Origin of the sequence: Candidatus Symbiobacter mobilis CR (assembly GCF_000477435.1) — a bacterium.
Lineage (GTDB): Bacteria > Pseudomonadota > Gammaproteobacteria > Burkholderiales > Burkholderiaceae_C > Rhodoferax > Rhodoferax mobilis.
In genome coordinates this window covers 690,611-714,280 of sequence record NC_022576.1, presented here as the reverse complement: position 1 = coordinate 714,280, position 23,670 = coordinate 690,611, and the positions used below count along the sequence as shown (strand labels likewise).

The 23,670-nt window shown below is 59.4% G+C and carries 19 protein-coding genes and 3 tRNA genes; 6 read left to right on the top strand and 16 right to left on the bottom strand.

Annotated elements, in window-relative coordinates; genetic code table 11:
* Positions 1 to 13: 13 nt before the first annotated feature.
* The 8 genes from CENROD_RS02930 to CENROD_RS02895 form a co-directional block, all read right to left on the bottom strand.
* Positions 14 to 388 carry a PilZ domain-containing protein gene (locus CENROD_RS02930; protein WP_022771593.1) on the bottom strand — a complete coding sequence of 125 codons (375 nt, stop codon included), beginning with the start codon at positions 386 to 388 and terminating at the stop codon, positions 14 to 16.
* A 58-nt stretch (positions 389 to 446) separates the two neighbouring features.
* On the bottom strand, positions 447 to 2,897 hold the full coding sequence (gene lon, locus CENROD_RS02925) for an endopeptidase La (protein ID WP_022771592.1): 2,451 nt from the start codon (positions 2,895 to 2,897) through the stop codon (positions 447 to 449).
* A gap of 121 nt (positions 2,898 to 3,018) precedes the next feature.
* Positions 3,019 to 4,275, bottom strand: coding sequence for an ATP-dependent Clp protease ATP-binding subunit ClpX (gene clpX / locus CENROD_RS02920; protein ID WP_022771591.1), 1,257 nt, complete (start codon positions 4,273 to 4,275; stop codon positions 3,019 to 3,021).
* Positions 4,276 to 4,280: 5 nt separating this feature from the next.
* The gene (gene clpP / locus CENROD_RS02915) at positions 4,281 to 4,901 is read right to left on the bottom strand and encodes an ATP-dependent Clp endopeptidase proteolytic subunit ClpP (protein WP_022771590.1); all 621 of its coding nucleotides are present in this window, start codon (positions 4,899 to 4,901) and stop codon (positions 4,281 to 4,283) included.
* A gap of 64 nt (positions 4,902 to 4,965) precedes the next feature.
* The gene (tig, locus tag CENROD_RS12970) at positions 4,966 to 6,288 is read right to left on the bottom strand and encodes a trigger factor (RefSeq protein ID WP_022771589.1); all 1,323 of its coding nucleotides are present in this window, start codon (positions 6,286 to 6,288) and stop codon (positions 4,966 to 4,968) included.
* A 129-nt stretch (positions 6,289 to 6,417) separates the two neighbouring features.
* Positions 6,418 to 6,504: transfer RNA gene (locus tag CENROD_RS02905), tRNA-Leu, on the bottom strand.
* Positions 6,505 to 6,624: 120 nt separating this feature from the next.
* On the bottom strand, positions 6,625 to 7,605 hold the full coding sequence (locus CENROD_RS02900; RefSeq protein WP_022771588.1) for an SLAC1 anion channel family protein: 981 nt from the start codon (positions 7,603 to 7,605) through the stop codon (positions 6,625 to 6,627).
* A gap of 173 nt (positions 7,606 to 7,778) precedes the next feature.
* Positions 7,779 to 7,855: transfer RNA gene (locus CENROD_RS02895), tRNA-Pro, on the bottom strand.
* A gap of 199 nt (positions 7,856 to 8,054) precedes the next feature.
* On the opposite strand from CENROD_RS02895, the gene hypB reads away from it, so the two are divergent.
* Genes hypB through rng form a run of 6 tightly spaced genes read left to right on the top strand, consistent with a single transcriptional unit; the run spans position 8,055 to position 15,336 of the window.
* Entirely contained in the window at positions 8,055 to 8,885 is an 831-nt protein-coding gene (hypB, locus tag CENROD_RS02890; protein ID WP_022771587.1) for a hydrogenase nickel incorporation protein HypB, read from the top strand.
* A gap of 46 nt (positions 8,886 to 8,931) precedes the next feature.
* Positions 8,932 to 11,385, top strand: a complete 2,454-nt coding sequence (hypF, locus tag CENROD_RS02885) for a carbamoyltransferase HypF (RefSeq protein WP_022771586.1) — start codon at positions 8,932 to 8,934, stop codon at positions 11,383 to 11,385.
* 11 nt (positions 11,386 to 11,396) lie between these two features.
* Entirely contained in the window at positions 11,397 to 11,627 is a 231-nt protein-coding gene (locus CENROD_RS02880; RefSeq protein WP_022771585.1) for a HypC/HybG/HupF family hydrogenase formation chaperone, read from the top strand.
* Positions 11,624 to 12,730, top strand: coding sequence for a hydrogenase formation protein HypD (gene hypD, locus CENROD_RS02875; protein ID WP_022771584.1), 1,107 nt, complete (start codon positions 11,624 to 11,626; stop codon positions 12,728 to 12,730). The genes CENROD_RS02880 and hypD overlap by 4 nt, the downstream gene beginning before the upstream one ends.
* Positions 12,731 to 12,763: 33 nt before the next feature.
* Complete coding sequence (hypE, locus tag CENROD_RS02870) at positions 12,764 to 13,816, top strand: hydrogenase expression/formation protein HypE (RefSeq protein WP_022771583.1); 1,053 nt, start codon at positions 12,764 to 12,766, stop codon at positions 13,814 to 13,816.
* A 44-nt stretch (positions 13,817 to 13,860) separates the two neighbouring features.
* Positions 13,861 to 15,336, top strand: a complete 1,476-nt coding sequence (gene rng / locus CENROD_RS02865; protein WP_022771582.1) for a ribonuclease G — start codon at positions 13,861 to 13,863, stop codon at positions 15,334 to 15,336.
* A 58-nt stretch (positions 15,337 to 15,394) separates the two neighbouring features.
* Here the strand turns inward: rng and CENROD_RS02860 are convergent.
* The 8 genes from CENROD_RS02860 to CENROD_RS12340 all read right to left on the bottom strand — a co-directional run bounded on the left by CENROD_RS02860 (position 15,395) and on the right by CENROD_RS12340 (position 23,346).
* Positions 15,395 to 15,471 (bottom strand) — tRNA-Arg (locus CENROD_RS02860).
* A gap of 64 nt (positions 15,472 to 15,535) precedes the next feature.
* Entirely contained in the window at positions 15,536 to 16,684 is a 1,149-nt protein-coding gene (locus CENROD_RS02855; protein WP_022771581.1) for an iron-containing alcohol dehydrogenase, read from the bottom strand.
* Between the two features lie 162 nt (positions 16,685 to 16,846).
* Entirely contained in the window at positions 16,847 to 18,718 is a 1,872-nt protein-coding gene (gene glmS / locus CENROD_RS02850) for a glutamine--fructose-6-phosphate transaminase (isomerizing) (RefSeq protein ID WP_022771580.1), read from the bottom strand.
* A 335-nt stretch (positions 18,719 to 19,053) separates the two neighbouring features.
* Complete coding sequence (locus CENROD_RS02845; protein ID WP_022771579.1) at positions 19,054 to 19,755, bottom strand: hypothetical protein; 702 nt, start codon at positions 19,753 to 19,755, stop codon at positions 19,054 to 19,056.
* Positions 19,748 to 20,923, bottom strand: coding sequence for an AAA family ATPase (locus CENROD_RS02840; RefSeq protein ID WP_041193910.1), 1,176 nt, complete (start codon positions 20,921 to 20,923; stop codon positions 19,748 to 19,750). Before CENROD_RS02840 ends, CENROD_RS02845 begins: the two co-directional genes overlap by 8 nt.
* Before the next feature lie 173 nt (positions 20,924 to 21,096).
* Positions 21,097 to 21,645 (bottom strand): HNH endonuclease, encoded by a 549-nt coding sequence (locus CENROD_RS12345; RefSeq protein WP_022771577.1) that lies wholly within the window; start codon positions 21,643 to 21,645, stop codon positions 21,097 to 21,099.
* Between the two features lie 41 nt (positions 21,646 to 21,686).
* Positions 21,687 to 22,148, bottom strand: a complete 462-nt coding sequence (locus CENROD_RS13455; protein ID WP_022771576.1) for an HNH endonuclease — start codon at positions 22,146 to 22,148, stop codon at positions 21,687 to 21,689.
* A gap of 94 nt (positions 22,149 to 22,242) precedes the next feature.
* Complete coding sequence (locus tag CENROD_RS12340) at positions 22,243 to 23,346, bottom strand: GGDEF domain-containing protein (protein WP_022771575.1); 1,104 nt, start codon at positions 23,344 to 23,346, stop codon at positions 22,243 to 22,245.
* Positions 23,347 to 23,670 lie beyond the last annotated feature (324 nt).

The following is a 23,670-nucleotide window of genomic DNA, read 5'->3' as shown; positions in this document are numbered from 1 at the left end:
CCGAAATGGGTTCTTATACCGTCTGGGTTGGTTTGCCAATGGGCAGATGGGTATGTAGCAGCTCTTCGATTTTCTTGCGGACCGCTTCGCCCTTTTCGTCGTCGGGCAACACCATCCCTACCCCTTGTGTCCGATGCGCAGGGGCATTGGCTGGCGTCACCCACGCTATCCGCCCGGCAATGGGATGACGATACATTTCCTCGGGCAGAGTGACCAGCACGTAGATGACGTCCCCAAGCCGGTAGTCGCGATCAGTGGGGATGAACAACCCGCCATGGGCAAACAACGGGATGTATGCCTCGTAGAGCGAAGCCTTGTCTCGCAAGAGAAGCTGCACCACGCTGGGGCGCATCGCGTGGGACTGTGCGGTGTCATCGATTTGAGACATGAACTCCCTCCATTTCTACGCACGAAGGCCGACATTGCAACCGTCTACGTGCATTGGGCTAGTGCTTGAGCGCTTCGCAGGTCGCTACCGAGGTAGATACCCCCCCGGTGGGAACGACAACGAGCAGTGGGTCTTCTGGCTCCAAAGCCACCGGGACGCTTTCCAGGGCGACTTCCAGCACTTTGTCGATCCAACGCACGGGAACGATGTCCAGCCCGTTTTTGACGTTGTCCGGGATGTCTTGCAGATCCTTCGAGTTTTCCTCGGGGATCAGCACCGTTTTGACCCCACCGCGCAAAGCGGCCAGTAGTTTTTCCTTCAGCCCGCCAATCGACGTGACTTCGCCGCGCAGGGTGATTTCCCCCGTCATGGCGACATCGCAGCGCGCCGGGATGCCGGTCATCGCGGAGACGATGGCTACCGTCATGGCCACGCCAGCGCTAGGGCCATCCTTGGGCGTCGCTCCATCGGGAACGTGGATGTGGATGTCTTTCTTTTCAAAGACTTCCTCCGCGATCCCGAGGCGCATCGCCCGGCTGCGCACGACAGTTCGCGCGGCCTCGACGGATTCCTTCATCACATCTCCCAGCGAACCGGTGCGGATGATCGTGCCCTTGCCCGGCATCGTCGCAACCTCGATATTGAGCAGGTCGCCACCCGCTTCCGTCCATGCCAGCCCGACGACCTGGCCGATCTGATTTTTCATTTCAGCACGGCCAAAGGAGTATTTGCGCACGCCGAGGAACTCGTGCAGATTGGCGGACTGGACGACGACCTGCGGCTTCATCTTCTTGAGCTGCAAGCCCTTGACCACCTTCCGGCAGACCTTGGACAACTCGCGCTCCAGCGAACGAACCCCGGCTTCCCGCGTGTAGTAGCGGACGATGTCACGGATGGCATCTTCGGTGATGTTCAGCTCTTCGACGGCCACGCCGTTGTTCTTGCGCTGCTTGGGGAGCAGGTACCGCACGGCGATGTTGACCTTCTCATCTTCGGTGTAGCCCGACAGGCGGATCACCTCCATCCGGTCGAGCAGCGCAGCGGGGATGTTCATCGAGTTGGACGTGGCGACGAACATCACGTCGCTGAGGTCGAAATCGACCTCGACGTAGTGGTCGGCGAACTTGCTGTTTTGCTCGGGGTCGAGCACTTCCAGCAAAGCACTGGAAGGATCACCACGAAAGTCCGCGCCCAGCTTGTCGATTTCGTCGAGCAGAAACAGCGGGTTGCGCGTGCCCACCTTGCTCAGGTTCTGGAGCACCTTGCCCGGCATGGCGCCAATGTACGTCCGACGATGCCCGCGAATTTCGGCCTCGTCGCGCACCCCGCCCAGCGCCATGCGCACGTACTTGCGGCCAGTGGCTTTGGCGATGGACTGCCCCAAGGAAGTCTTGCCGACCCCCGGAGGGCCGACGAGGCACAGGATGGGCGCCTTGACCTTATCCACCCGCTGCTGCACGGCTAGGTATTCGAGGATGCGGTCTTTGACCTTGTCGAGACCGTAGTGATCCTCGTTCAGAACGTTTTCGGCATTGGTCAGGTTGTGCTTGATCTTGGTCACGCTCGACCAGGGCAGCCCAGCGAGGACGTCGATGTAGTTACGCACCACCGTGGCTTCTGCGGCCATCGGCGACATCAGCTTGAGCTTGCGCAGCTCGGACTGCACCTTTTCGAGGGCGTCCTTGGGCATCTTTGCTGCCTGGATCTTCTTTTCCAGCTCGTTGATGTCCGCGCCGTCTTCGCCCTCGCCCAGTTCTTTCTGGATGGCCTTGACCTGTTCGTTGAGGTAGAAATCGCGCTGGTTCTTTTCGAGCTGGCGTTTGACCCGGCCCCGAATCTTCTTGTCGACGTTAAGGATTTCGACTTCACGCTCGATCTGCCCAAAGAGCTTTTCCAGCCGGTCACGCACCGCAGACAGCGACAGGATCGCCTGCTTGTCGTCGAGTTTGAGGGGCAAGTGCGCAGTGATCGTATCCGCCATCCGGCCGGGGTCTTCGATGCCCGAAATCGACAGCAGGATCTCCGGCGGAATCTTCTTGTTGAGCTTGACGTACTGTTCGAACTGCTGCATCACGGCGCGCCGCAGGGCTTCGACTTCGCTGGTCAACGCCTTCGGGGCGTCGTCGTCTTCCGCTGTCTGGTCCCCAATCATGGGAACGACCATGGCGCGAAAGTGGGATTCGGCTTCCTCAATGTATTCGACTCGCGCACGCTGCTGACCTTCGACAAGCACCTTGACGGTACCGTCCGGCAGTTTCAGCGTCTGGAGGATGACGGAAATGCACCCGACATCGAACATATCCGACACCATCGGGTCGTCTTTGGCGGCAGCCTTCTGTGCAACCAGCATGATGCGCCGATCCGCAGACGCAGCAGCTTCCAGCGCAGTGATGCTTTTGGTACGCCCCACGAACAGGGGGATGACCATGTGGGGAAAGACAACCACATCGCGCAGCGGCAACAGCGGCAAGTCCTGTGGATTCAAAGAGGAAGTGGTAGATCCAGACATATGCGCATCCTTTTTGCCGGTTCGTTGAAAGTTTCCCACCACAGCATGGGGGAATACCACAGCATTGTGCCGACGAATCCCCGGGGTAATCGGCGCATCAAAAAGGCAAAAGGGAGATAGATCAAGCTTTTTCGAGCTGGGGTCGCATCACCCGGGTAGGCGCTTTCCCCTCATCAATGGTGGCTGCTTCGACGATGACCTTCGCCACCTCCGGCGTGCTCGGCAGTTCGAACATCGTGTCGAGCATTGCCTGTTCGAGGATCGATCGCAACCCACGCGCCCCAGTCTTGCGCTGCATAGTCTTGCGGGCAACGGAACGCAAGGCTTCCGGTTCCACTTCCAGCTCCACGTCTTCCATCGAGAGCAAGGTCTGGTACTGCTTGATGAGCGCGTTTTTGGGTTCCGTGAGGATGCGCACCAGGGCCTCTTCATCCAGCTCGTCGAGGACTGCGACCACGGGCAGCCGCCCTACAAGCTCGGGAATCAGCCCGAAGTGGATCAAATCTTCAGGCTCTATTTCCCGCAGTACGTCGGTGAGCGTCCGTTCCTGCTTGCTGCGGATGGTGGCGCCAAAACCGATCCCGGAAGTCTGCGTGCGCCGGTCGATCACCTTCTCCAATCCGGCGAAAGCGCCGCCACAGATGAAGAGGATGTTGGTCGTATCGACGCTGACGAATTCCTGGTTGGGGTGTTTGCGGCCCCCATGCGGCGGCACATTGGCGACCGTGCCTTCAATCAGCTTCAACAGCGCCTGCTGCACCCCTTCGCCGGAGACATCGCGGGTGATCGAGGGGTTCTCGGACTTGCGGGAAATTTTGTCGATTTCGTCGATGTAGACGATGCCGCGCTGTGTGCGCTCCACGTCGTATTCACAGCTCTGCAAGAGTTTTTGCAGGATGTTCTCGACGTCTTCGCCCACGTAGCCCGCTTCGGTCAGGGTCGTGGCATCGGCGATGACGAAAGGCACGTCGAGCTTGCGCGCCAGTGTTTGCGCCAGAAGGGTCTTCCCTGAGCCCGTCGGCCCCACGAGCAGGATGTTGCTTTTTGCCAGTTCGACATCCCCCTGCTTGGGGTTCACCTGGTATTGCAAGCGCTTGTAGTGGTTGTAGACCGCCACGCAGAGCGTGCGTTTGGCCAGCTCTTGGCCAATGACGTAATCATCGAGATCTTTTTTGATTTCTGCCGGTGTGGGAAGTTCTTCCTTCACCACACTGGACAACTGGGGATCTTCCTTGAGCAGTTGCGCACACAAACCCACGCATTCGTCGCAGACATAGGCGTTGTGGCCCGCGATGAGCTTGAGCACCTCGTTGTGAGACTTGCCACAAAACGAGCAATGGGCAGTCTCTTTGGGATCGGATTGTTTTTTCTCCCGCATGGCTCCTACGCCCTCTTGCTGATGACGGCGTCGATCAGGCCGTACTCGCGGCTTTCTTCGGCGGACATGAAGTAGTCGCGCTCGGTATCCCGCGCAATGCGTTCGATGGGCTGGCCGGTCTTGTCCGCAAGAATCTGGTTGAGCAATTCGCGGGTTTTGAGGATTTCGCGAGCGTGAATCTCGATTTCCGTCGCTTGCCCCTGGCTGCCACCGGAGGGTTGGTGGATCATGATCCGCGAGTTGGGCAAGGAAAACCGCTTGCCCTTGGCCCCGGAGGCCAGCAGGAAAGCCCCCATGCTGGCAGCAGTACCCGTGCATAGGGTAGACACGGAAGGTTTGATGAAGTTCATCGTGTCATAAATCGCCAGCCCTGCGCTGACGGAACCCCCGGGGGAATTGATGTAGAAGGAAATGTCCTTGTCCGGGTTTTCGCTTTCCAAAAACAAAAGCTGTGCGACGACGAGGCTGGCAACATGGTCATTGACCGGGCCTACCAAAAAAACCACCCGCTCCTTGAGCAGGCGCGAATAGATGTCGTACGACCGCTCTCCCCGCCCGGATTGTTCGATCACCATCGGCACGAGGCCGAGGTCGTTGGTGGGCAGTGCTTGGTTGGTGTGGATCATGTCGGCTCCATGGGAGAAAAAAAGGGGGCCCGAACGGTAGCGATCAATGCACCCACTGAAGGGGTCAGGCAACGATCAGCTCGCTGAAAGGAACGGTTTTGTCGACCACTTTGGCGTGTTGGTAGAGGTAGTCGACGACGTTTCTTTCGCTGTAATGCAAGCGCAGGGACCCCATGCGATGGTCGTCCTGGACATATTCCTTTTCAAAGGCATCGGGTTCCTGGTAACTCGACGCAAGGCGCCGTATGTGTTCCACCACCTGTGCGTCTTGCGGGATCAAACCATGTTGCGCGGCCAGGTCATTGACGACCAGCATCCAATGCACCTCGCAGCGTACTTGGTCGAGGAACTGCGAGGGAATGTTCAGGGAGTCGGTTTGCAGGTCATAACCCTGCTCTTTCATGGCCTGAATTCTTCGGTACAGCAAATCTTTGGTGCGTTTGCGCACCAGCACCTCGGGTACGGCAAAGTGGTAGTGATCAAACAAGGCTTGCATCAAACCGTCCCGATTGCGTGCGAACAACCGGCTTTCGCGCTGCAAGTCGAGGTTCTTGCGAATTTCCTTGCGCAGACTTTCTATCGTGCCATCGGTCACCCCGACTGACTGGATCCACTGCGGACTCATTTCCGGGAGCACAACCTTTTCAATGCTGTGCAAGGTCACCATGAAATCGGCGGTTTTGCCCGCGATGTCGGCAACGCGGTACGTTGCGGGGAACGTGAGCTGAAAGGTTTTGCTTTCCCCCGCAGTCATGCCTTCGATGGCTTTCTCGAATTCGGCAGGCATGAAGTTTTCTCCGAGGAGGAACCGCATGTCTTTGGCTTGTCCACCCTCGAAGGATTCGCCATCAATCTTGCCGTCGAAATCGACCGTGGCGCGATCTCCCATTTCCGCCGCACTCCCCGGCTCCCCTGCCACGAAAGTACCGGTTTGCTTGCGCAGGTGCTGGATCGTTTTGTTGATGGTTTCCTCGTCCACTTCGGAATTCCAGCGCTCGATTTCCACATTCTCCAGATCAGCCAGTTCAACGTCTGGCAGCACCTCGAACCGGAGCTGGATGGCAGCCCCTTCGGTGCAGGCTACCGCCAATTTCTCCTCGGGCAATTCCGCAAATTCGGGAAGGAACGCAGGCCGCAGTTTTGCCAAACCGATTTCTTGGTCGTAGGTACTTTTGGCAATGGCGTTGACGACTTCTTCCACCACCGAAGTTTTGAAACGATGCTCAATGACGGACATCGGAATTTTTCCAGGACGAAAGCCATCTATCCGCACTTCGCGGGCCAGCTTCCGTAGACGTTGCTGCACCGCAGAGGCAATGCGTTCAGCGGGAATGTGGAACGACATGATGCGGCGGAGATCCGCGACGGTCTCAATAGTGGCTGACATGGGCAGTTTCCGGGACGGGTGCAGGGATGAAAAAGAAACCAAAGTCGGAATGCCCCCCTTGCCAATCCTTTTGCCAACCCCATGGGGCACGCCGGTGCCATGGCGCTTGGCAAACAGGAAAGGAAGAGGTGGTGCGCGGGGGGGGACTCGAACCCCCACGCTGTTGCCAGCGTCAGGACCTAAACCTGGTGCGTCTACCAGTTTCGCCACCCGCGCGCAATCGGGACAACTCGGCGAGAAAAAAGAGGGGCACTACGCGCCCCTCTATCGTCGGAAATTCTAGCCTGCACGGGTTGGAGCAGCCTCCGCATCCCCGCGCGGCATCTTGCTGGCATGTCAGCGCTGCGGCGCGTGCGATTCTTCGTCGACGCAGAATTCCCTGCGGGCGATTCCCAGCAGGGTCCGCGCCGTTAGCCCGGCAACGACAACGCTGACCACGACAAACATCAGCCAAGCTACCCCTTGGAAGAAGGACTGTCCAGTGCGGTGGTACATCAGAATGCTGGCGATGGTGAAGGCGGCGAGTGGGAAGGAATACGCCCACCATGACAGGTAGAACCGAACAAACCCGAGAAATTTCTTCAACGAGATCAGCAGCAGTACTGTGAAACACGCCGTGTAATAGAGGATTCGAGCGAACGCATCGATATCCCCCGTCAGCTTGACGTAGGCGATGAAACCCACTGCAGGCGGTGCAATCAGAATGAAAAAGGTAGGCAGCAGTTTTTCCGGCAGGGGGTGGTGGAAGATCACCCGGTTGAGGATGATCGTCAGCAGTACCAGCCAGAACACCAGCCCGATGCTGAAAAAGAACCACGAGACTTCGATGCATCCATGGCTCACTGCTGCAACAGGAACGAGGATGTTCCCCACGACGGGGATGAACCAGGAAGGGTTCGAATGCACGACTTCAAAGTGCGTCAGCCCGATCCAACGGGACATCACGAACAAGGTGAACCCCAATTGCAATGGGGCACCGAGGGCCAGAAGCCACAAAGAAAGATCGTGCGATAGGGCTTCCAGCGCGATGCTTAGCAGCAGCAAACTGATCGACAGCGTGGGGAAAAAACTCAGCTTGATCGGGTGTGCCAACTCTTTGGTTACCTCTTGAGGGTAGCGGAGGCATTGGAGGACGAAAACACAAGCCAGTACCGTGAACACGAGGGCTGCAAACAAGGCCAGCCACGTTCCAGCATTGCCTGGAAGGCCCAAATAGGATTGGGCGCGCTGAACGGCGATGGCCATGCCGGCCAGCCCCATCACGATCGAGAAAAACGACACCGGGAAATACGCGAGGCGAGCGGAAGAATCGGACATACGAACAATCACAGGAACGCGACACCCTCTGGCCGGACAACGGCCCGCGACGACTTGGCCACCATTCCATAACCCCTGAGGGCGCAATGGGCACCGGCATCGTCTGACGGTCTCATTTCCAAGAGGGAAGAAAAAAAGCCCGGGAACCGGGCCTTGCGGCCATGCCGCAGAGATGGTCGGGGCGAAAGGATTCGAACCTTCGACCCTCTGGTCCCAAACCAGATGCGCTACCAAGCTGCGCCACACCCCGACTTGCAGGAATTGTACGTACCGCCCTTTGGGCATTGCCGATGCCGAAAAACCCATGCTTTTTCTCGTAGCAGCGGCACATTTCCAGTTACGCAAGATGCGGTGTCATACTCCTTCTCCCCTTTCCCCGGCCCTCTGCACCGCGACTGCGGTGCGCAGATTCCCCCCACTTGGAATTCCCCTACCTTGGAGCTTGTGCCATGTGTATTGCTTGCGGATGCGGCCAACCCAACGCCGCGCATACCCACCCCGGTCACCACCACCACGATCATTCCGGAGATCACGGCGCGCACCACCATCACGACCATGATCATTCTGAGGACCATGACCACTCTCACGACCATGATCACGGCGCAGGGGATGGTGCCTCGCGAACCATCCGGATCGAGCAAGACATCCTCGCCAAAAACGATGCCTATGCCCGAGCCAACCGCGATTGGCTGCGGTCGAAAGGGGTGTTTGCGCTCAATCTCGTCTCCAGTCCCGGGGCAGGCAAAACCACCTTGCTGTGCGCCACCATCGCAGCGCTCAACGCACGCAGCGTCGCAGTGATCGAAGGGGACCAGCAAACCAGCCTTGATGCCGACCGCATTCGCGCCACCGGTGCCGCAGCCGTGCAGATCAATACCGGCAAGGGCTGTCACCTCGACGCGCACGGCGTGGGCCACGCGATGGTTCACTTCCAGTTTGTTGAAGGCGGTCTGCTGCTGATCGAAAACGTTGGCAACCTGGTCTGCCCCGCTGCCTTCGACTTGGGCGAGGCGCACAAGGTCGTCGTGCTCTCCGTCACCGAAGGGGAAGACAAACCCTTGAAATACCCGGACATGTTCCGTGCATCGAGCGTCATGGTGCTCAACAAAATCGACTTGCTGCCGCACGTGCAATTTGACGTGGACAAGGCCATCGAATACGCACGGCGCGTGCGCCCGGATATCCGAGTGCTGTCGCTATCAGCGACGACAGGGGAAGGCATGGGCGCGTGGCTCGACTTTTTGCGTTCGGGGATGGAATCGGCCAAGCCATCGGCGTAATTGGGCGCCAGTCCACGTGCATCGGCGCACTTCGGCATACCTAGGCATGACTGCGCCTGATGCCGTCGCAGCGTGCTCTTCCACGACGACGGATGCCCCCGTGGCTTGCCTGCGTATCGGCGTGCGGGGGCTGGTGCAGGGGGTGGGTTTTCGTCCCTTTGTCGTTCGCCTCGCCCGGCAATGCGGGGTGCAGGGGTGGGTGCGTAACGGGCCTGGCGGGGTCGATATCCTCGCTTGCGCACGGCAAACGGCGCTTGATGCCCTGATCGAAGGCGTGCGCGCCCAGGCTCCGCCGCTGGCGCGGGTCGAGGCCGTCACGATCGAGAATGCGCCCCTATGGCACGGGCAGGGATTCGCGGTGCTGGAAAGCGCCAACGCACAGCGCACCAACGACTCCCTGGCAACGGCCCCCGGCCCCGACGTGGCGACCTGCCCGCAATGCATGGCAGAACTGTTCGACCCCTTGAACCGGCGTTGGCGCCATCCTTTTATCGCCTGTACGCATTGCGGGCCTCGGTACACCGTCACCCGCGCCCTGCCCTACGACCGCATTCGCACCAGCCTGGCTCCGTTTGCCCTCTGCGCTGACTGCGAGCGCGAATACCGCGATGCCACCGACCGGCGCTTCCACGCCGAAACCCAGTGCTGCCCGCACTGCGGCCCCCGCCTGACCCTGCTTGACGCACAGGGCCACGCCCAGCCCGGCGACCCCATCACGATGACCTGGGACTGGCTGCGTAACGGCGCTGTCGTGGCGATCAAGGGGCTGGGGGGCTTTCACTTGGCTTGCGACGCACGCAATGCCCAGGCGGTGCAGCGTTTGCGCAGCGCCAAGCAGCGCGATGCCAAGCCTTTTGCCGTGATGGCTGCCAACGCGCCCAGCCTGCGTGCGATTGCGACCGTCGATGCCGCGCAGCAGGAATGGCTGGAATCGCGCCAGCGCCCCATCGTGCTCTTGCGTGCCTGCGCCGTTCCCCTGGAAGGCGTATCGCCGGGGCTGGATAGCGTCGGGGCCATGCTCCCCGCCACCCCGGTGCAATATCTGCTGTTTCACGAGGCTGCGGGGCGGCCCGAAGGCTGCCAATGGCTGCAAGTAGCGTGGCCGACGATCCTGGTGATGACCAGCGCAAACCTCGGCAGCGAGCCGATCTTGCGGACTGCCAAGGAAGTCTTGCAGGGCTTGGCTGGAAGGATCGACGGCATCCTCGATGCCGACCGGGACATCGTCGCCCGCTGCGACGACAGCGTGCTGCGCGTCATCGACGGTAGCGCCCGCTTTGTGCGCAGCAGCCGGGGCCTTGCTCCTGTTCCGGTTCGTTTGCCTGGAGACCGGCCAAGCACCCTGCCCTCCGTCGTCGCATGGGGGGCGTATCTCAAGAATACGGTTTGCGTCACACGTCGTGACGAGGCTTTCGTATCCCCCCATATCGGCGACCTCGACAGCGCTGCCACCCGCCTCTTCCAGCGCGATACCGTGGACCATCTGGTGGAATTGCTCGGCGCTCGGCCCACCATCGTTGCGATGGATTTGCACCCCGACGACCCCGCCGCGCTGGCTGCGCAAGACTATGCCCAGCACCACGCGCTCCGCACCGTGCGTGTACAGCACCACCATGCGCACATCGCCGCAGTCTGCGCAGAACATGCTTGGACACGCCCCATCCTCGGATTGGCGCTCGACGGTATGGGATGGGGCAGCGACGGAATGGCATGGGGCGGGGAATTGCTGCACCTCGGCAGCACGAAAGAAGGGGTGCCGTGTACCCGGCTGGGCCACCTGCGCCCGTTGCCGTTGCCTGGCGGGGATCGGGCAGCACGCGAACCCTGGCGCATGGCGTGCGCGGTCTCGCACTTGCTGGGGCGGCCTTTTCCATCGCAATGGGTTTCTGCACCCGCAACACCAGCAGTACCCACCGCACCCGCCGCGCACCCCGTGGTTACAGCGCATGCCGCGCAAGTCGTTGCGGACATGCTGCGCCGTGGAGTGCATTGCCCGCCCTCCACGGGGATGGGGCGGTATGTCGATGCCGCTGCCGCGCTGCTGGGCCTGTGTACGCACCAGCGCTACGAAGCGCACGCGGCGGTCCTGCTCGAAGACGCTGCGGCGCGCCACATCGACGCCCACGGCTGGCCCGCTGCGGCAAGCGGTGGCTGGACGATCGACGAACGGCTGTGCCTGGACTTTCTGCCCCTGCTTGGGCAGCTCGACTGCAATGGCGACGTGGCCTGGCAGGCGGCAGTCTTCCACGCGACGATTGCCGAAGGCTTGGCCGAATGGCTGCGTAGAGCACGCGACAAAACGGGGATCGATACCGTCGCCCTGGCCGGGGGCGTCTTTCTCAACGCTCTGCTATCGTCCCAGATTCCCCGGTTGGCGCAAGGGTACACGCTGTTGTTCCCCCGCCAAGGCTGCGTGGGCGATGCAGGCATTGCCCTGGGGCAGGCATGGGTAGCCGTGCATGCGGTGAACGCTGTGGATTCCATGGATTCTGTGAGGTAAAGGGGACAACGATGTGTCTGGCATTTCCGGTACGGGTGGTGGAGATGGGTCTAGGCCCCTTGGGGGACATGGCTCGCGTGGAATGCGCGGGGGTGGAGAAAGAGGTGTCCGTTGCGCTCCTCGACGAGGTGTCTATCGGTGACTACGTCATCCTGCACGCGGGCTACGCTTTATCTCGGCTCGACCCCGAAGAGGCACGCACCACGCTGGAGATGTTCGCGCAGATGTCGGATTCGCAGTGAAGTACATCGACGAGTTTCGCGACCCCGCGCTGGCTGGGGTGCTCGCGCAAAAGATCGCTGCGCGGGTCTTGCCGGGTCGTTCGTACCGGTTCATGGAGTTTTGCGGAGGCCACACACATGCCATTGCCCGCTACGGCTTGGTCGACGTGCTCCCCGCCCCTGTGCGGATGATCCACGGCCCTGGCTGCCCAGTGTGCGTGCTGCCGATCGGGCGCATCGACATGGCCATCGAGCTGGCTACCCACTTCGATGCGATTCTGTGTACCTACGGTGACATGCTGCGCGTTCCGGCTTCCGGCGGGATGTCCCTGCGCATCGCCCGCGCCCGGGGGGCGGATGTGCGGATGGTCTATTCGACCCTCGATGCCTTGCACATTGCACGAGACAACCCGGGCCGCGACGTGGTGTTCTTCGCCATCGGCTTTGAAACGACCACCCCCGCCACCGCGCTGGCCTTGCAAACCGCACGGCGCGAGGGCTTGCGCAACTTCGGCGTGCTGTGTTGCCATGTGCGCACGCCCCCAGCCATCGAGCACTTGCTTGCAGCGAAGGACGATGTCGCCATTGATGGTTTCATCGGCCCGGCGCACGTGTCCACCGTGATCGGAAGCCGGGCCTATGCGGATTGCGCAGACCGGTACCGCAAGCCCGTCGTCATTGCGGGGTTCGAGCCGCTGGACATCCTGCAGGCGGTCTGGATGCTTGTCGGGCAGGTCAACGAAGGCCGCTGCGACGTCGAAAACGAATTCACCCGTGCAGTGCGTCCCCAGGGCAACCCCCGGGCACTGGCGTGCATCGAGGAAGTGTTCACGCTGCGTCCGTCTTTCGAGTGGCGGGGGCTGGGTGAGGTGCCATATTCGGCATGGCAGATGCGCGAGTCCTATGCCGACTTCGACGCGGAGCGGCGCTTCCCCGTGCAGTACCACCCGGTTCCCGACCACAAAGGCTGCGACTGCGCCGCCGTGCTACGTGGGCAAAAAACCCCGAGCGAATGTCGGCTCTTCGGCAAAGCCTGCACCCCGGAAAACCCCGTAGGCGCATGCATGGTCAGCAGCGAAGGCGCCTGCGCTGCGCACTACAGCTATGGTCGGCACCGTGGGTAGGTTTTCATGCATAGGCAATGGGGAAATAGGGAAATGACGTTGTCCCTCCACAAGCTTGATCTGCGCGATGGCGTGGTCGATCTGAGCCATGGCGCGGGGTCTCGGGCTACGGCGCAGCTCATTGCGGAGCTGTTCTTCCGTCACCTGGGTAACCCCTACCTGGGGCGTGGCGACGATGGCGCCGTCTTGCCCCTGCCGGGGTTCGACCCTACTCGCGGCAGGATCGTCGTCGCTACTGACGCGCACGTCGTCACCCCGCTGTTTTTTGCTGGTGGGGATATTGGTTCCTTGAGCGTCCACGGAACGATCAACGACGTTGCCGTGATGGGGGCACAGCCGCTGTATTTGACGGCATCGTTCATCCTCGAAGAGGGATTTCCCCTTGCAGACCTCGACCGCATCGTCGCGTCGATGGGGAAGGCTGCGCGAGAGGCTGGCGTACCCGTCGTCGCGGGCGATACCAAGGTTGTCGAACGGGGCAAAGGCGATGGGGTGTACATCGCCACGACCGGCGTGGGGATATTGCCTACAGGGGTCGAACTCGGTGGCGCGCGCGCACGTCCGGGGGATGCGCTGCTGGTCTCCGGCACCCTGGGCGACCACGGCGTGGCGATTCTGAGCCAGCGCGAGAACCTGTCTTTTTCTGCGCCGATCGTGTCGGACTCCGCTGCGCTCCATACCCTCGTCGCGCAGGTACTCGCGACCGGCGCAGACATCCGCTGCCTGCGCGACCCCACTCGCGGCGGCCTGGCCGGCACCTTGCACGAAATCGCCCAACAGTCGAACGTGGGCATAACACTACGCGAAAGCGCCCTGCCGATCCACCCCGTTGTCGCGGGTGCGTGCGAACTGCTGGGCATCGACCCCCTGTACATCGCCAACGAAGGCAAGCTCGTCGTTGTCTGCGCCGCGCAGGACGCAGCCCGCGTACTGGCCGCCTTGCGTGCGCACCCCCTGGGCAGCAATGCTGCGCTGATCGGCATAGTGGTCGACGATCCGCATCGCTTCGTCCAAGTCGATACCGCCATGGGGGGGCGGCGCATCGTTGATTGGCTCAGCGCGGACCAGTTGCCCCGCATTTGTTGAACGAACCCATTGCACGCATCTCTGCAACACACCAGGTACTCCCCATGCAGGAAGACATCCTGATCAACTGGTCCCCGCAGGAAACCCGGGTGGCCATCGTCGAAAGCGGTTCGCTACAGGAATTGCATATCGAACGCGCGATGGAGCGCGGGATCGTCGGCAATGTGTACCTCGGCAAGGTGGTGCGGGTGTTGCCGGGAATCCAGTCGGCCTTCATCGACATCGGCCTCGACCGTTCTGCTTTCCTGCACGTGGCAGATGTTTGGCACCCCGGCGCCGCGATGGAACCGGGCGGAACCCCACGTGCTGGCGCGGCACACCTCCCCATCGAAAAACAGCTCTTCGAAGGCCAAAGCCTGATGGTGCAGGTCGCCAAAGAACCTCTGGGTTCGAAGGGAGCGAGGCTCACCACGCAGATTGGCATTGCAGGTAGGACGCTCGTTTCCCTGCCCCGGGACGAACACATCGGCGTCTCCCAGAAGATCTCGCCGACGGTGCGCGAAGGCTTGCGACAACGTCTGCAAGCGATAGCCGGCGATGGCGCAGGAGGGTTCATCCTGCGCACCAATGCCGAAGACGCCACCGATAAGGAGCTGGACGACGATGTGGCCTACCTGCGTAAGGCTTGGCAGCGTATTTGCGACGCTGCGACCCGTTCCCCCACCCCTTCGCTGCTGCACCAGGACTTGCACTTGGCCCAGCGCGTGCTGCGGGACATGGTCACCGAGCACACGCACACGATCCGCATCGACTCGCAAGAGCAATTTGGCACTTTGCGCGCTTTCGGGCAGGAATTCATGCCCGCCGCCGCGCAAAAGCTGGAGCTGTACCGGGGCGAGCGGCCGATCTTCGACCTCTACGCCATCGACGAGGAAATCGCCAAAGCGTTGGGTCGCAGGGTCGAGCTGAAGTCCGGCGGCTATCTGATCATCGACCAGACCGAGGCCCTGACCACGGTCGATGTCAACACCGGTGGCTTCGTCGGGAACCGCAACTACGAAGACACCATCTTCAAAACCAACCTCGAAGCCGCGCAGGCCGTAGCGCGTCAGCTTCGTCTGCGCAACCTCGGCGGCATCATCGTCGTCGACTTCATCGACATGGAACGCGAAGACCATCGCCATGCCGTGCTGGCCGAGTTCCGCAAACAGCTTGCGCGGGATCGGGTCAAAACGATGTGCGGGGGATTTTCCCAACTCGGGCTTGTCGAAATGACGCGCAAACGCACCCGGGAGTCGCTGGCGCACATCCTGTGCGAGCCTTGCCCCATGTGCAAGGGGATTGGAATGATCCCCACCGCGCGCAGCGTGGTCTACGACCTGTTGCGGGAGATCCTCAAGGAATCCAAACAGTTTTCCCCACGGGAATTCCTCGTCGTCGCCGCCCCGCGCGTGATCGACTTGCTGCTGGAGGAAGAAAGCCCGAACCTGGTCAGTCTGAGCGAATTCGTCGGCAAGCCCATTGCCCTGCGCAGCGAACCAGCGATGGACCCCCAGCACTACGAGATTGTGTTGCTGTAGCGTTCCCCAACGAGGGCGCACTGCCACTGCACTGGCATCGTGTCGATACCAGCCCGAATGGCCAGCCAGGAGGGACTCGAACCCCCTACCCCGAACTTAGAAGGTTCGTGCTCTATCCCGGTGAGCTACTGGCTGAAAGGCGAAATTCTATTATGGGTACGATGACAGACGCAAACACATTAGCATGCGGGGACATTTCTCATAGCGCGTTTCGCAGAATGGTGGTCACCACATCCCGCGTGTACATATCGGCTATGCCGAATGCACGGGCATTGGTCAGTGCGTTGTCGACGATGGCCGGTAAATCCGTTTCTTGGATTCCCAACTGCAATAGGCGTGTCGGCGTACCAATTTTGTCGAACCAGTTTTTCAGATCGGCAATACCTTGTTCGGCGGAATGCACGTGGAACACGTTTTGGGCAAATCGCTCGAATTGCACCGGGTTGCGGCTGTGGTACCACTTCATCCAAGCTGGCACTACTACGGAAAGACCGGCCCCGTGCGGTACGTTGAACAGTGCGGAAAGAGCGTGCTCGATCGCATGGTTGGGATAACTGAATCCAGAGGCACCGGAAAAGGTCAGCCCGTTCAAGGCCAACGTAGCCGACCAAGCAAATTCGCCACGGGCTTGTAGATCAGCCGGGTTGGCTAGCAGCGTTTCGGTCGTTTCGATGACTGTATTGATGAGAGACTCAATCAGTCGTGAGAGCAATGTCGGTTGCATGCTGGCCGTGAAATAGACATCGATCAGATGGGCGAAGACATCCGCAGCGGAGTACACGAGGTAGTCCCGCGAGACGCTCTGCATGCGTGCAGGGTTGATGATCGAGACCTTGGGGTAAAGATGTGTGTTTCCAATGAAGAGCTTTTCCTTGGTGTCTTCGTTTGTGACTACCGCATAGGCATTCATTTCGCTGCCCGTGGCGGCAAGGGTCAGGATTGCAAACACCGGCAGCGCGGACTGGATACTTGCTTTACCGATAAAAAGATCCCAGACGTCACCCTCGTAGCAAACACCTGCAGCAATGGCCTTGGCACTGTCCAGTACCGAGCCGCCGCCCACGCTCAGGATGGCGTCGACCCCATGGGTTCTCGATAACGCAATGGCTTCCCGCACTTTTGAGACGACAGGGTTACTAACAATGCCTCCGCACTCCACCAGATTTATGCCTTGCTCAGAAAGGCTTGTCCTGACAACGTGGAACAGGCCGTCGCGCTTGATGCGGTCGCTGCCATAGCACAGCAGAACTTGCTTGATTCCATGCTCGGCTAGATGTCGGCCGATTGATTGCTCCTTGTCGAGACCGAATTCAATTTTGGTCGGATTGAAGTACGTGAAGTTTTCCAAATCATTCTCCTAGTCGCAAAACCACGTGGGCACTCCCCGACTGGCGTACGGCAAATTTGCAGATTGACGTAGGCTGTCAGGTGCACAGTAACGCGATGCATATTCTCCATGTGCCCGCAATGTACACACTGCTGCGGTCGCATGTCTATCCGAAACAAGCTCTTATTCCACCGTCACGCTTTTGGCCAGATTGCGCGGTTTGTCCACATCCGTGCCGCGCAGGCAGGCGGTGTGGTACGCCAAGAGCTGCAAGGGCAGGACGTGCAGCAATGGTGATAGCGCGCCATAGTGTTCGGGCATGCGGATCAGGTGCAGCCCTTCTTCGCTATCGATGTGCGTGTCGGCATCGGCCAGAACGTACAGCACCCCGCCGCGTGCGCGCACTTCGTGCATATTGCTTTTGAGCTTTTCGAGCAAGGCATCGTTGGGGGCGACGGTGACGACGGGCATGGCAGAAGTCACCAGCGCGAGTGGGCCGTGCTTTAGCTCGCCTGCTGGGTAGGCCTCCGCATGGATGTAGCTGATTTCCTTGAGCTTGAGCGCGCCTTCGAGCGCAATGGGGTAGTGCAGCCCCCTGCCTAGGAACAGGGCGTGTTCCTTGGATGCAAAGTCCTGTGCCCAGGCCATGATCTGCGGTTCCAGCGCGAGGACGGCTTGCATTGCTGCGCTCAAGTGCCGTGCTGCGCGCAGATGTTCGGCGCACTGGGCATCGTCCAATCGGTTGCGCTGGCGGGCAAGCACCAGCGTCAGCAAAAACAGCGCGGCAAGTTGGGTGGTGAACGCCTTGGTGGATGCTACGCCGATCTCGACCCCCGCCCGCGTGATGTACGCCAAACGGCTTTCGCGCACCATCGCGCTGGTGGCGACGTTGCAGATCGTCAGACTACGGCGCATTCCCAGATCGCGCGTGCGGCGCAATGCAGCAAGGGTGTCTGCGGTCTCACCGCTTTGCGAGATGACGACGACGAGCGTTCGCTCGTTGGGGACGCATTCGCGGTAGCGGAATTCGCTCGCCACCTCGACCTGCGTGGGGATTTTTGCGATTGCTTCCAGCCAGTAGCGGGCAACGCAGCCGCTGTAGTAGCTCGTTCCACAGGCGAGGATCAGCACGGAATCGACGCTCCGCAGCATGGCATCGGCGGCCTCTTCCTTGCCGTCGAATAGGTTGGCGTCGATGCGCTCCACGCCTTGCAAGGTGTCTGCAATGGCGCGGGGCTGCTCGAAAATTTCCTTTTGCATGTAGTGCCGGTAGGGGCCGAGGTCGGTACTGCTGCCGGGGGGATGTACGGTCAGCACGGGGCGAGAACGGCTGGCTACGGGACGCATCGTCTTGTCGTAGACCGCGTACTGCCCGGTTTGCAGGTCGCAGCTATCGCCTTCTTCCAGGTAGACGATCTGGTCAGTCACCCCGGTGAGTGCAAGCGCATCGCTGGCTAGATAGAGCGAGGAGCATTCGGGGCCGACGCCCAGCACCAAGGGGGAACCCGCACGCGCGCCGACGAGACGCTGCGGTTCGTCTTTGCAAAACACCGCGAGGGCATAGGCACCTTTCAAACTGGGCAAAGCTGCCTGGACGGCGCGCAGCAAATCGCCGTCATACAGGCTATCGATCAGGTGCGCGACGACTTCGGTATCGGTCTGGCTGCGGAACACATAACCGCGTTCTTGCAGTTCCGTGCGCAGGATGTCGTAGTTTTCGATGATGCCGTTGTGTACCAACGCAATACGCCCAGGCCCTTCCCCAGCGTGTTCGCCGGGGCCGTGGCTGAAGTGGGGGTGTGCGTTGTCGACCGAAGGCACGCCATGCGTGGCCCACCGCGTGTGGGCGATGCCCGTCGCGCCCGCAAATCCGCTCGCCTCGATTTGCGCTTGCAGCTCCGCCACGCGGGAGGTGCCCCGTGCCCGCTGCAAGCCGCCTTGCACATGCACCGCCACCCCGCAGGAGTCATACCCCCGATATTCCAGACGCAAAAGGCCCTGGATCAGGACAGGGACGACGTTTTGGCTGGAAATGGCTCCGACGATTCCACACATGCAATGCTCCAAAAATGGGGGGCCACCATGGCAGCATGGGCGCTGCAAGGGGGTGACAAAGGGGGATTGGGGGAGGATAGCAGAGCGGTTTTTCTATAACTTTGTGGAGATACGCATGGTTTCCATGACAGCCGGGGTGAGAGTCCCTACCCCAATCCTCGCGAGAAAACCTCGGCAGTTCGCTCCCGCAGAATCCAGGCTGATCCAGCTCTCCGCGTCAATCTATTGCAGAAGGCGTGAGAGTTTTGCCGGGTCCTTGCATCTTGTTCTGGGCTTTGAACCCAGATAGTCCATTAGGCGCACCTTCGGTGCTATTTGGATGAGGGTGGAGGGGTTCATGCGGGAAATGCCTGTGCGATGGGTTGTATTTGCTGTTCCATCACGCGAGCTTGTAGGCAATGGTTTTGCACCTGTTTCCAATGCTGAGAGATGGAGCCTGCATGCGAGCGATAGTCTCGAGGGGTTTTCCTGAGCTTTTGCCCCTTAGGCAACTGAGACAGCGCCGCCTCAAGGTGGGGATGGCATTCCAAGCCTGTCAGCAAAGCATGACCGGCCGGCAGAACTGCGGCGGCCAGCCAGGCATCGCTGGCTTTGGAGGGAATGCAAAACACGCTTTTTGGCCCGAGTGCCGCAATATCCAGCCAGCTCAGCAGCACGGCTTCCAATGCGGCCACGGTATCTGTTGGCGGTGGGCAAGGACGTTCGCATGGCAAAGCTTGTAGCGTCGCAGCGGCATTCTCCATGGTTGGGCCATAGTCGGCATACCGCTTGCCAGCGACATCTGCATCCAGATGCACAACCACCAGGTCAAACTGTGACAGCGTAGGGTCGGCCTCAATGCTGACGGCTCCGCGCAGGCGGAATTCTTGACACCACTTGAAGACACCACCCCAACCATTGCCTATGTCCGGGCGAGTGGGTTCAGGCTGCAATGGGGTGAGTACAAACGGGCGCTGCAATACGGCCTTGAGGGCGGCTTCCATGATGATGAAATCCGTAGGCCCTTCGGCAATCAAGGCAATCCGGGGATCAGACATTCGGCACGGCTCCGAGGTTGCCCATCAGCCACAGGCGTGACAGCGGATACGTGGCATGCAGTTGCCTCAGTTCGGCGCTGAGCTCGATTCGCCTTACCACCGTGTGTCCTTCGCTGTTGCGCTCGACGGCGAACAGCCTGACTTCAGGGTCGTTCAAATCCATGCCATCCAGAACAGCCGGGTTGTGTGCAGTGAACAGCAGTTGTCGGGAAGCATCTCCCCTGGCCAGCCACTTGACGAGTTTGGCGGTCAAGCGTCCGACCAGCCGCGGATTCAGTGCCTGATCCAGGTTATCGATCGCAAACATCGGCGGAGCGTGCGGAGATAGGCACAAGATGGCGCAAAACAACACGTACAGCGCCCCTTCACTGGCATCGTAAGCCGTCAGGGTGTTGCGGCTCCTGCGCATGAAGCGATCGGTGAATTTCAAAACGTTTTTGGTGCGCGCCACCGAAGGGGAGAGCAAAGCGCCTGCGGACGACGTGGTCTGAATATCGGCCACCCAGTCCACCAGTTCCAAAACGCTGTCCAGCAAATCTTCGTCACGATCGAGAATGGTTTTTCTGAACTCGGCGAAGGCTTCGGCCAGACGTCCACCTGACAAGCCCAAGGGATTACGGGATTGGGGGTCGCCTACCATGGCGCGCAAGGTCGGCGTATTGGGTGCATAGATGGCGAAGTTCTGTAAGCGCTGCATCAACATGGCGGCAGGGTTGGCGTTATCCACTTCCACCAGCTTCAGGGCGGCCAAGCCTGCGGTGGGTGTCAGATTGCGTCTGTTGCGCACACCATCGGAGACAATTTCTTCCCCGTCTGCGCTCAGCCTTTCGGTCTTGAAGGACCAAGCGGGCTCCGGGTTTTCCAGCGGGTTGAGCAATGAGACGCGGTAGCTCGCTTTCGCACTTTTTGCACTCAGACCGATATGCACTGGAACGCTGGCCGATTCAAACGATGACTTGTAGAGACGCGGCAAGCCCGGCCGCACGCCACGTCGCAGCAGCGATTCATCATCCACCTTGCCACTGGCAGCGGCACCCAAAACGCCAATGGCCTCCAACACGTTGCTCTTGCCAACGCCATTGGCGCCAATGAAGCAGTTCACCCGCCCCAGTTCCAGTGTTTGCGAGACGATGGACTTGAAGCCATCGATCTGAATGCTGCGGATCATGATGTGCTCCGGATACAGGTGGGGACGAGGTCGGGCAACGATTGGCAGGGGTGTCGTTTCATACAGATTACTGGGCCTTGCGCCCGTGCGGTTTTTTTGTTGCGGCTTACGCTGATTGCGCCGTTGGTGCAAGCGGGTGTGTAGCGCTCGCACCGAGTGGGTGAACGCCATATTTAGAAAATTTCAACCACCCACAAGCGTAATTGGCTCGGCGGTGGATATGTCCTCGGAATTGCCGACAACGAAAATGGAAGTTCTGGCGCTTCGACAATCGGGACATTCATCAGGCCTCTCTGAATGCTTATTTCCGTAGCGAGTTTCAGATAACGGCGAAGAAGCAAGATGGGCGGGAATTGTTTGTTTTCCTCCAGCCATTCAAGTACGTCGCGGGCACACTTGGAACTGTTGCATGAGCGGCAGGCCCAGACAATATTGTCTCCGGTGTTTGCGCCACCTCGCTTTGTGGGAATGAGATGATCAGCCGATAAATGTTCGCGACTGCCGCAATAGCAGCAAGCTTGCGGTAGTACCATTTTTAATCGTTCGTCGTCCGCTAGAGGACCAATGCTCATGGTCTGCTTGTTCAACCCTGCATAAAGGCGAGAACGAATCATGAATTGTGAGCGTTCGTACTTTTCAATCTTCTTTTTGATGGCAGAATGAGCCATCGCGAGATTCGCGTAAGACCAATGTAGTAACTCGCCAACAGTAGTGATTTCCATGCTTGAAGGCCGAATATTGAGCGTCCCATTCGAAGCGATTTTTAGGCAGTTTCCATTGTTGCTGGTACCTTACGACGTGACTCTCTACGCTTTTCGTGTTCCAAAAAACACTTCGCCAAAGATATCGCATCAGGATTTCCGATTTCCTCTAGTTGTGTTCGAAAATATACACCAAATTTGAGTATCCATTGAAGCTCTTCAGTACCGTAAAACCATTTTGCCGCATTGCAAATTCTGTGTGCGGGAAGATAATTGTCTAAGGTATGTTCTCCACCATAAGTGTGTGCGAAAACATGGCCAGCAACCCATATTCCATCTATTGGTCCGCCGCAAATATGACAGCGGCCTCCGGTTTTCTCTAGGATAATATTTCGCTGTTTTTTTGTTAGTTTCTTTCTTTTGTTTTCATTCGTCACTTTGTTGGCAAGACGAACCTCACGCAATATGCGTAAATGAGCAGAGAACTCTGGAACATCAGGAAAAATAGTATCTGCTTCGCGCATAGTATTTGTCTAACACCATTTCCGTGAATTTGCAAAAAAAATTGTTGTGCTGTCCCTATATTGCAAAAAAAGCAATGAAATTCCAACAGCCATGTCACATGGAAGCCGATGGCTGTTCGCGCTCTACGCGGTTTCTGCCGCTATTCTTGGCGTGGTAGAGCGCCCCGTCGGCTCGTAAAAGGAGCGATTCGGTGCTGTCCCCCACGCGGAAGGCGGCGACACCGATGCTTACCGTGCGGTGGCCAGCCGGCCCGTATTCTTCCGCGCCGACCTCGATCCGAATGCGCTCGGCGAATTCAGCGCAGCCGTCCAGATCCGTGTTGGGGCACAGGATGAGGAATTCTTCACCACCCCAGCGACCGACCGTGTCGGTTGCCCGCGCTACCTGCTGCATCACACGCGCAACGCCCCGGAGTACTGCATCGCCAACAGGATGACCGTGCGTGTCGTTGATTTCCTTGAAATGGTCGATGTCGAGGATCATCAACGAAAACGGCCCGCTCGTTCGCACGGCACGCTGCAGTTCCGCAGCGAGCACCGCGTCGAGGTGCGTGCGGTTGTACAGGCTGGTCAGCCGATCCGTAACCGACAGACGCTCCAGCTCGGTGTTCTTGCGCACGAGCGCTTCGTGCGCCGATTTGCGGCTGTGCTCGTAGTAGGCGATGATCATGATGAGGAAAGTCACCAGCAACCCAAAATTGGCGACGAGCATCCGGGCACTGCGTTCCGGATCGATCGCAGGCGCGGGTGACCAGTAGAGAGCAGCCAGTGCTGCCACGATGACAGCGACGGTGACCAGCGTGCCGCGCCGCCCGCCAAGCAGGAAGTAGGCGATCGGCGGTATCAGGATGGCACCAAAGACGGACCCGTTGTTGTTGCCAAACGTCCAGATGTAGGCAATGAGCACAACGGCGAAGATGCCGATAGTTGCCAGCGAGACGATGACAGTGTTCCGAGTGCGATGGTGGTACGCAAACAGGAGAACGTAAAGACCCGGCACTGCCAACTGCAGCGCAATAATAACCGCGTCGAAATAGCCGAACAACAGTACGTTGAGTGTTCCGACAAGAAGAAACATCGCACCCAAGATCGCCTGAATGATGATGAGGAGGAACATCGACCGATAGCAGTAGTCCTCGGCGGTCAGTCCAAAATGCTCCTTCAGGTAGGCATCGATCCAACTAGTTCGACATTTCATCTCGTTACTTTTCTTATTTTGTGCTGAAGAAATCAATGTAACGACAAAGTTTACCGGCGGCAATGGATCGCAGCGGAATTGCCGTTCGATGCAGTGTCTTGTTCTGTGCAGATGGATATTTCACTATTTGCAATGTCGGCCAACTTCATCGAATGCCTTGGTAAACAGATAGCGAGATAGCAAGATAGCGAGATTCGTGGATGACTCGTTGCGCTGTTTTGCTGCGCTTTGTGGAACCAGGTCTTTGGGAGATTGCGCCACCGCCATGACTTTGTGGGGGATCGTCAACCAGCAGTTGTTGCTTTCACGCAGTGGACTGCTTGT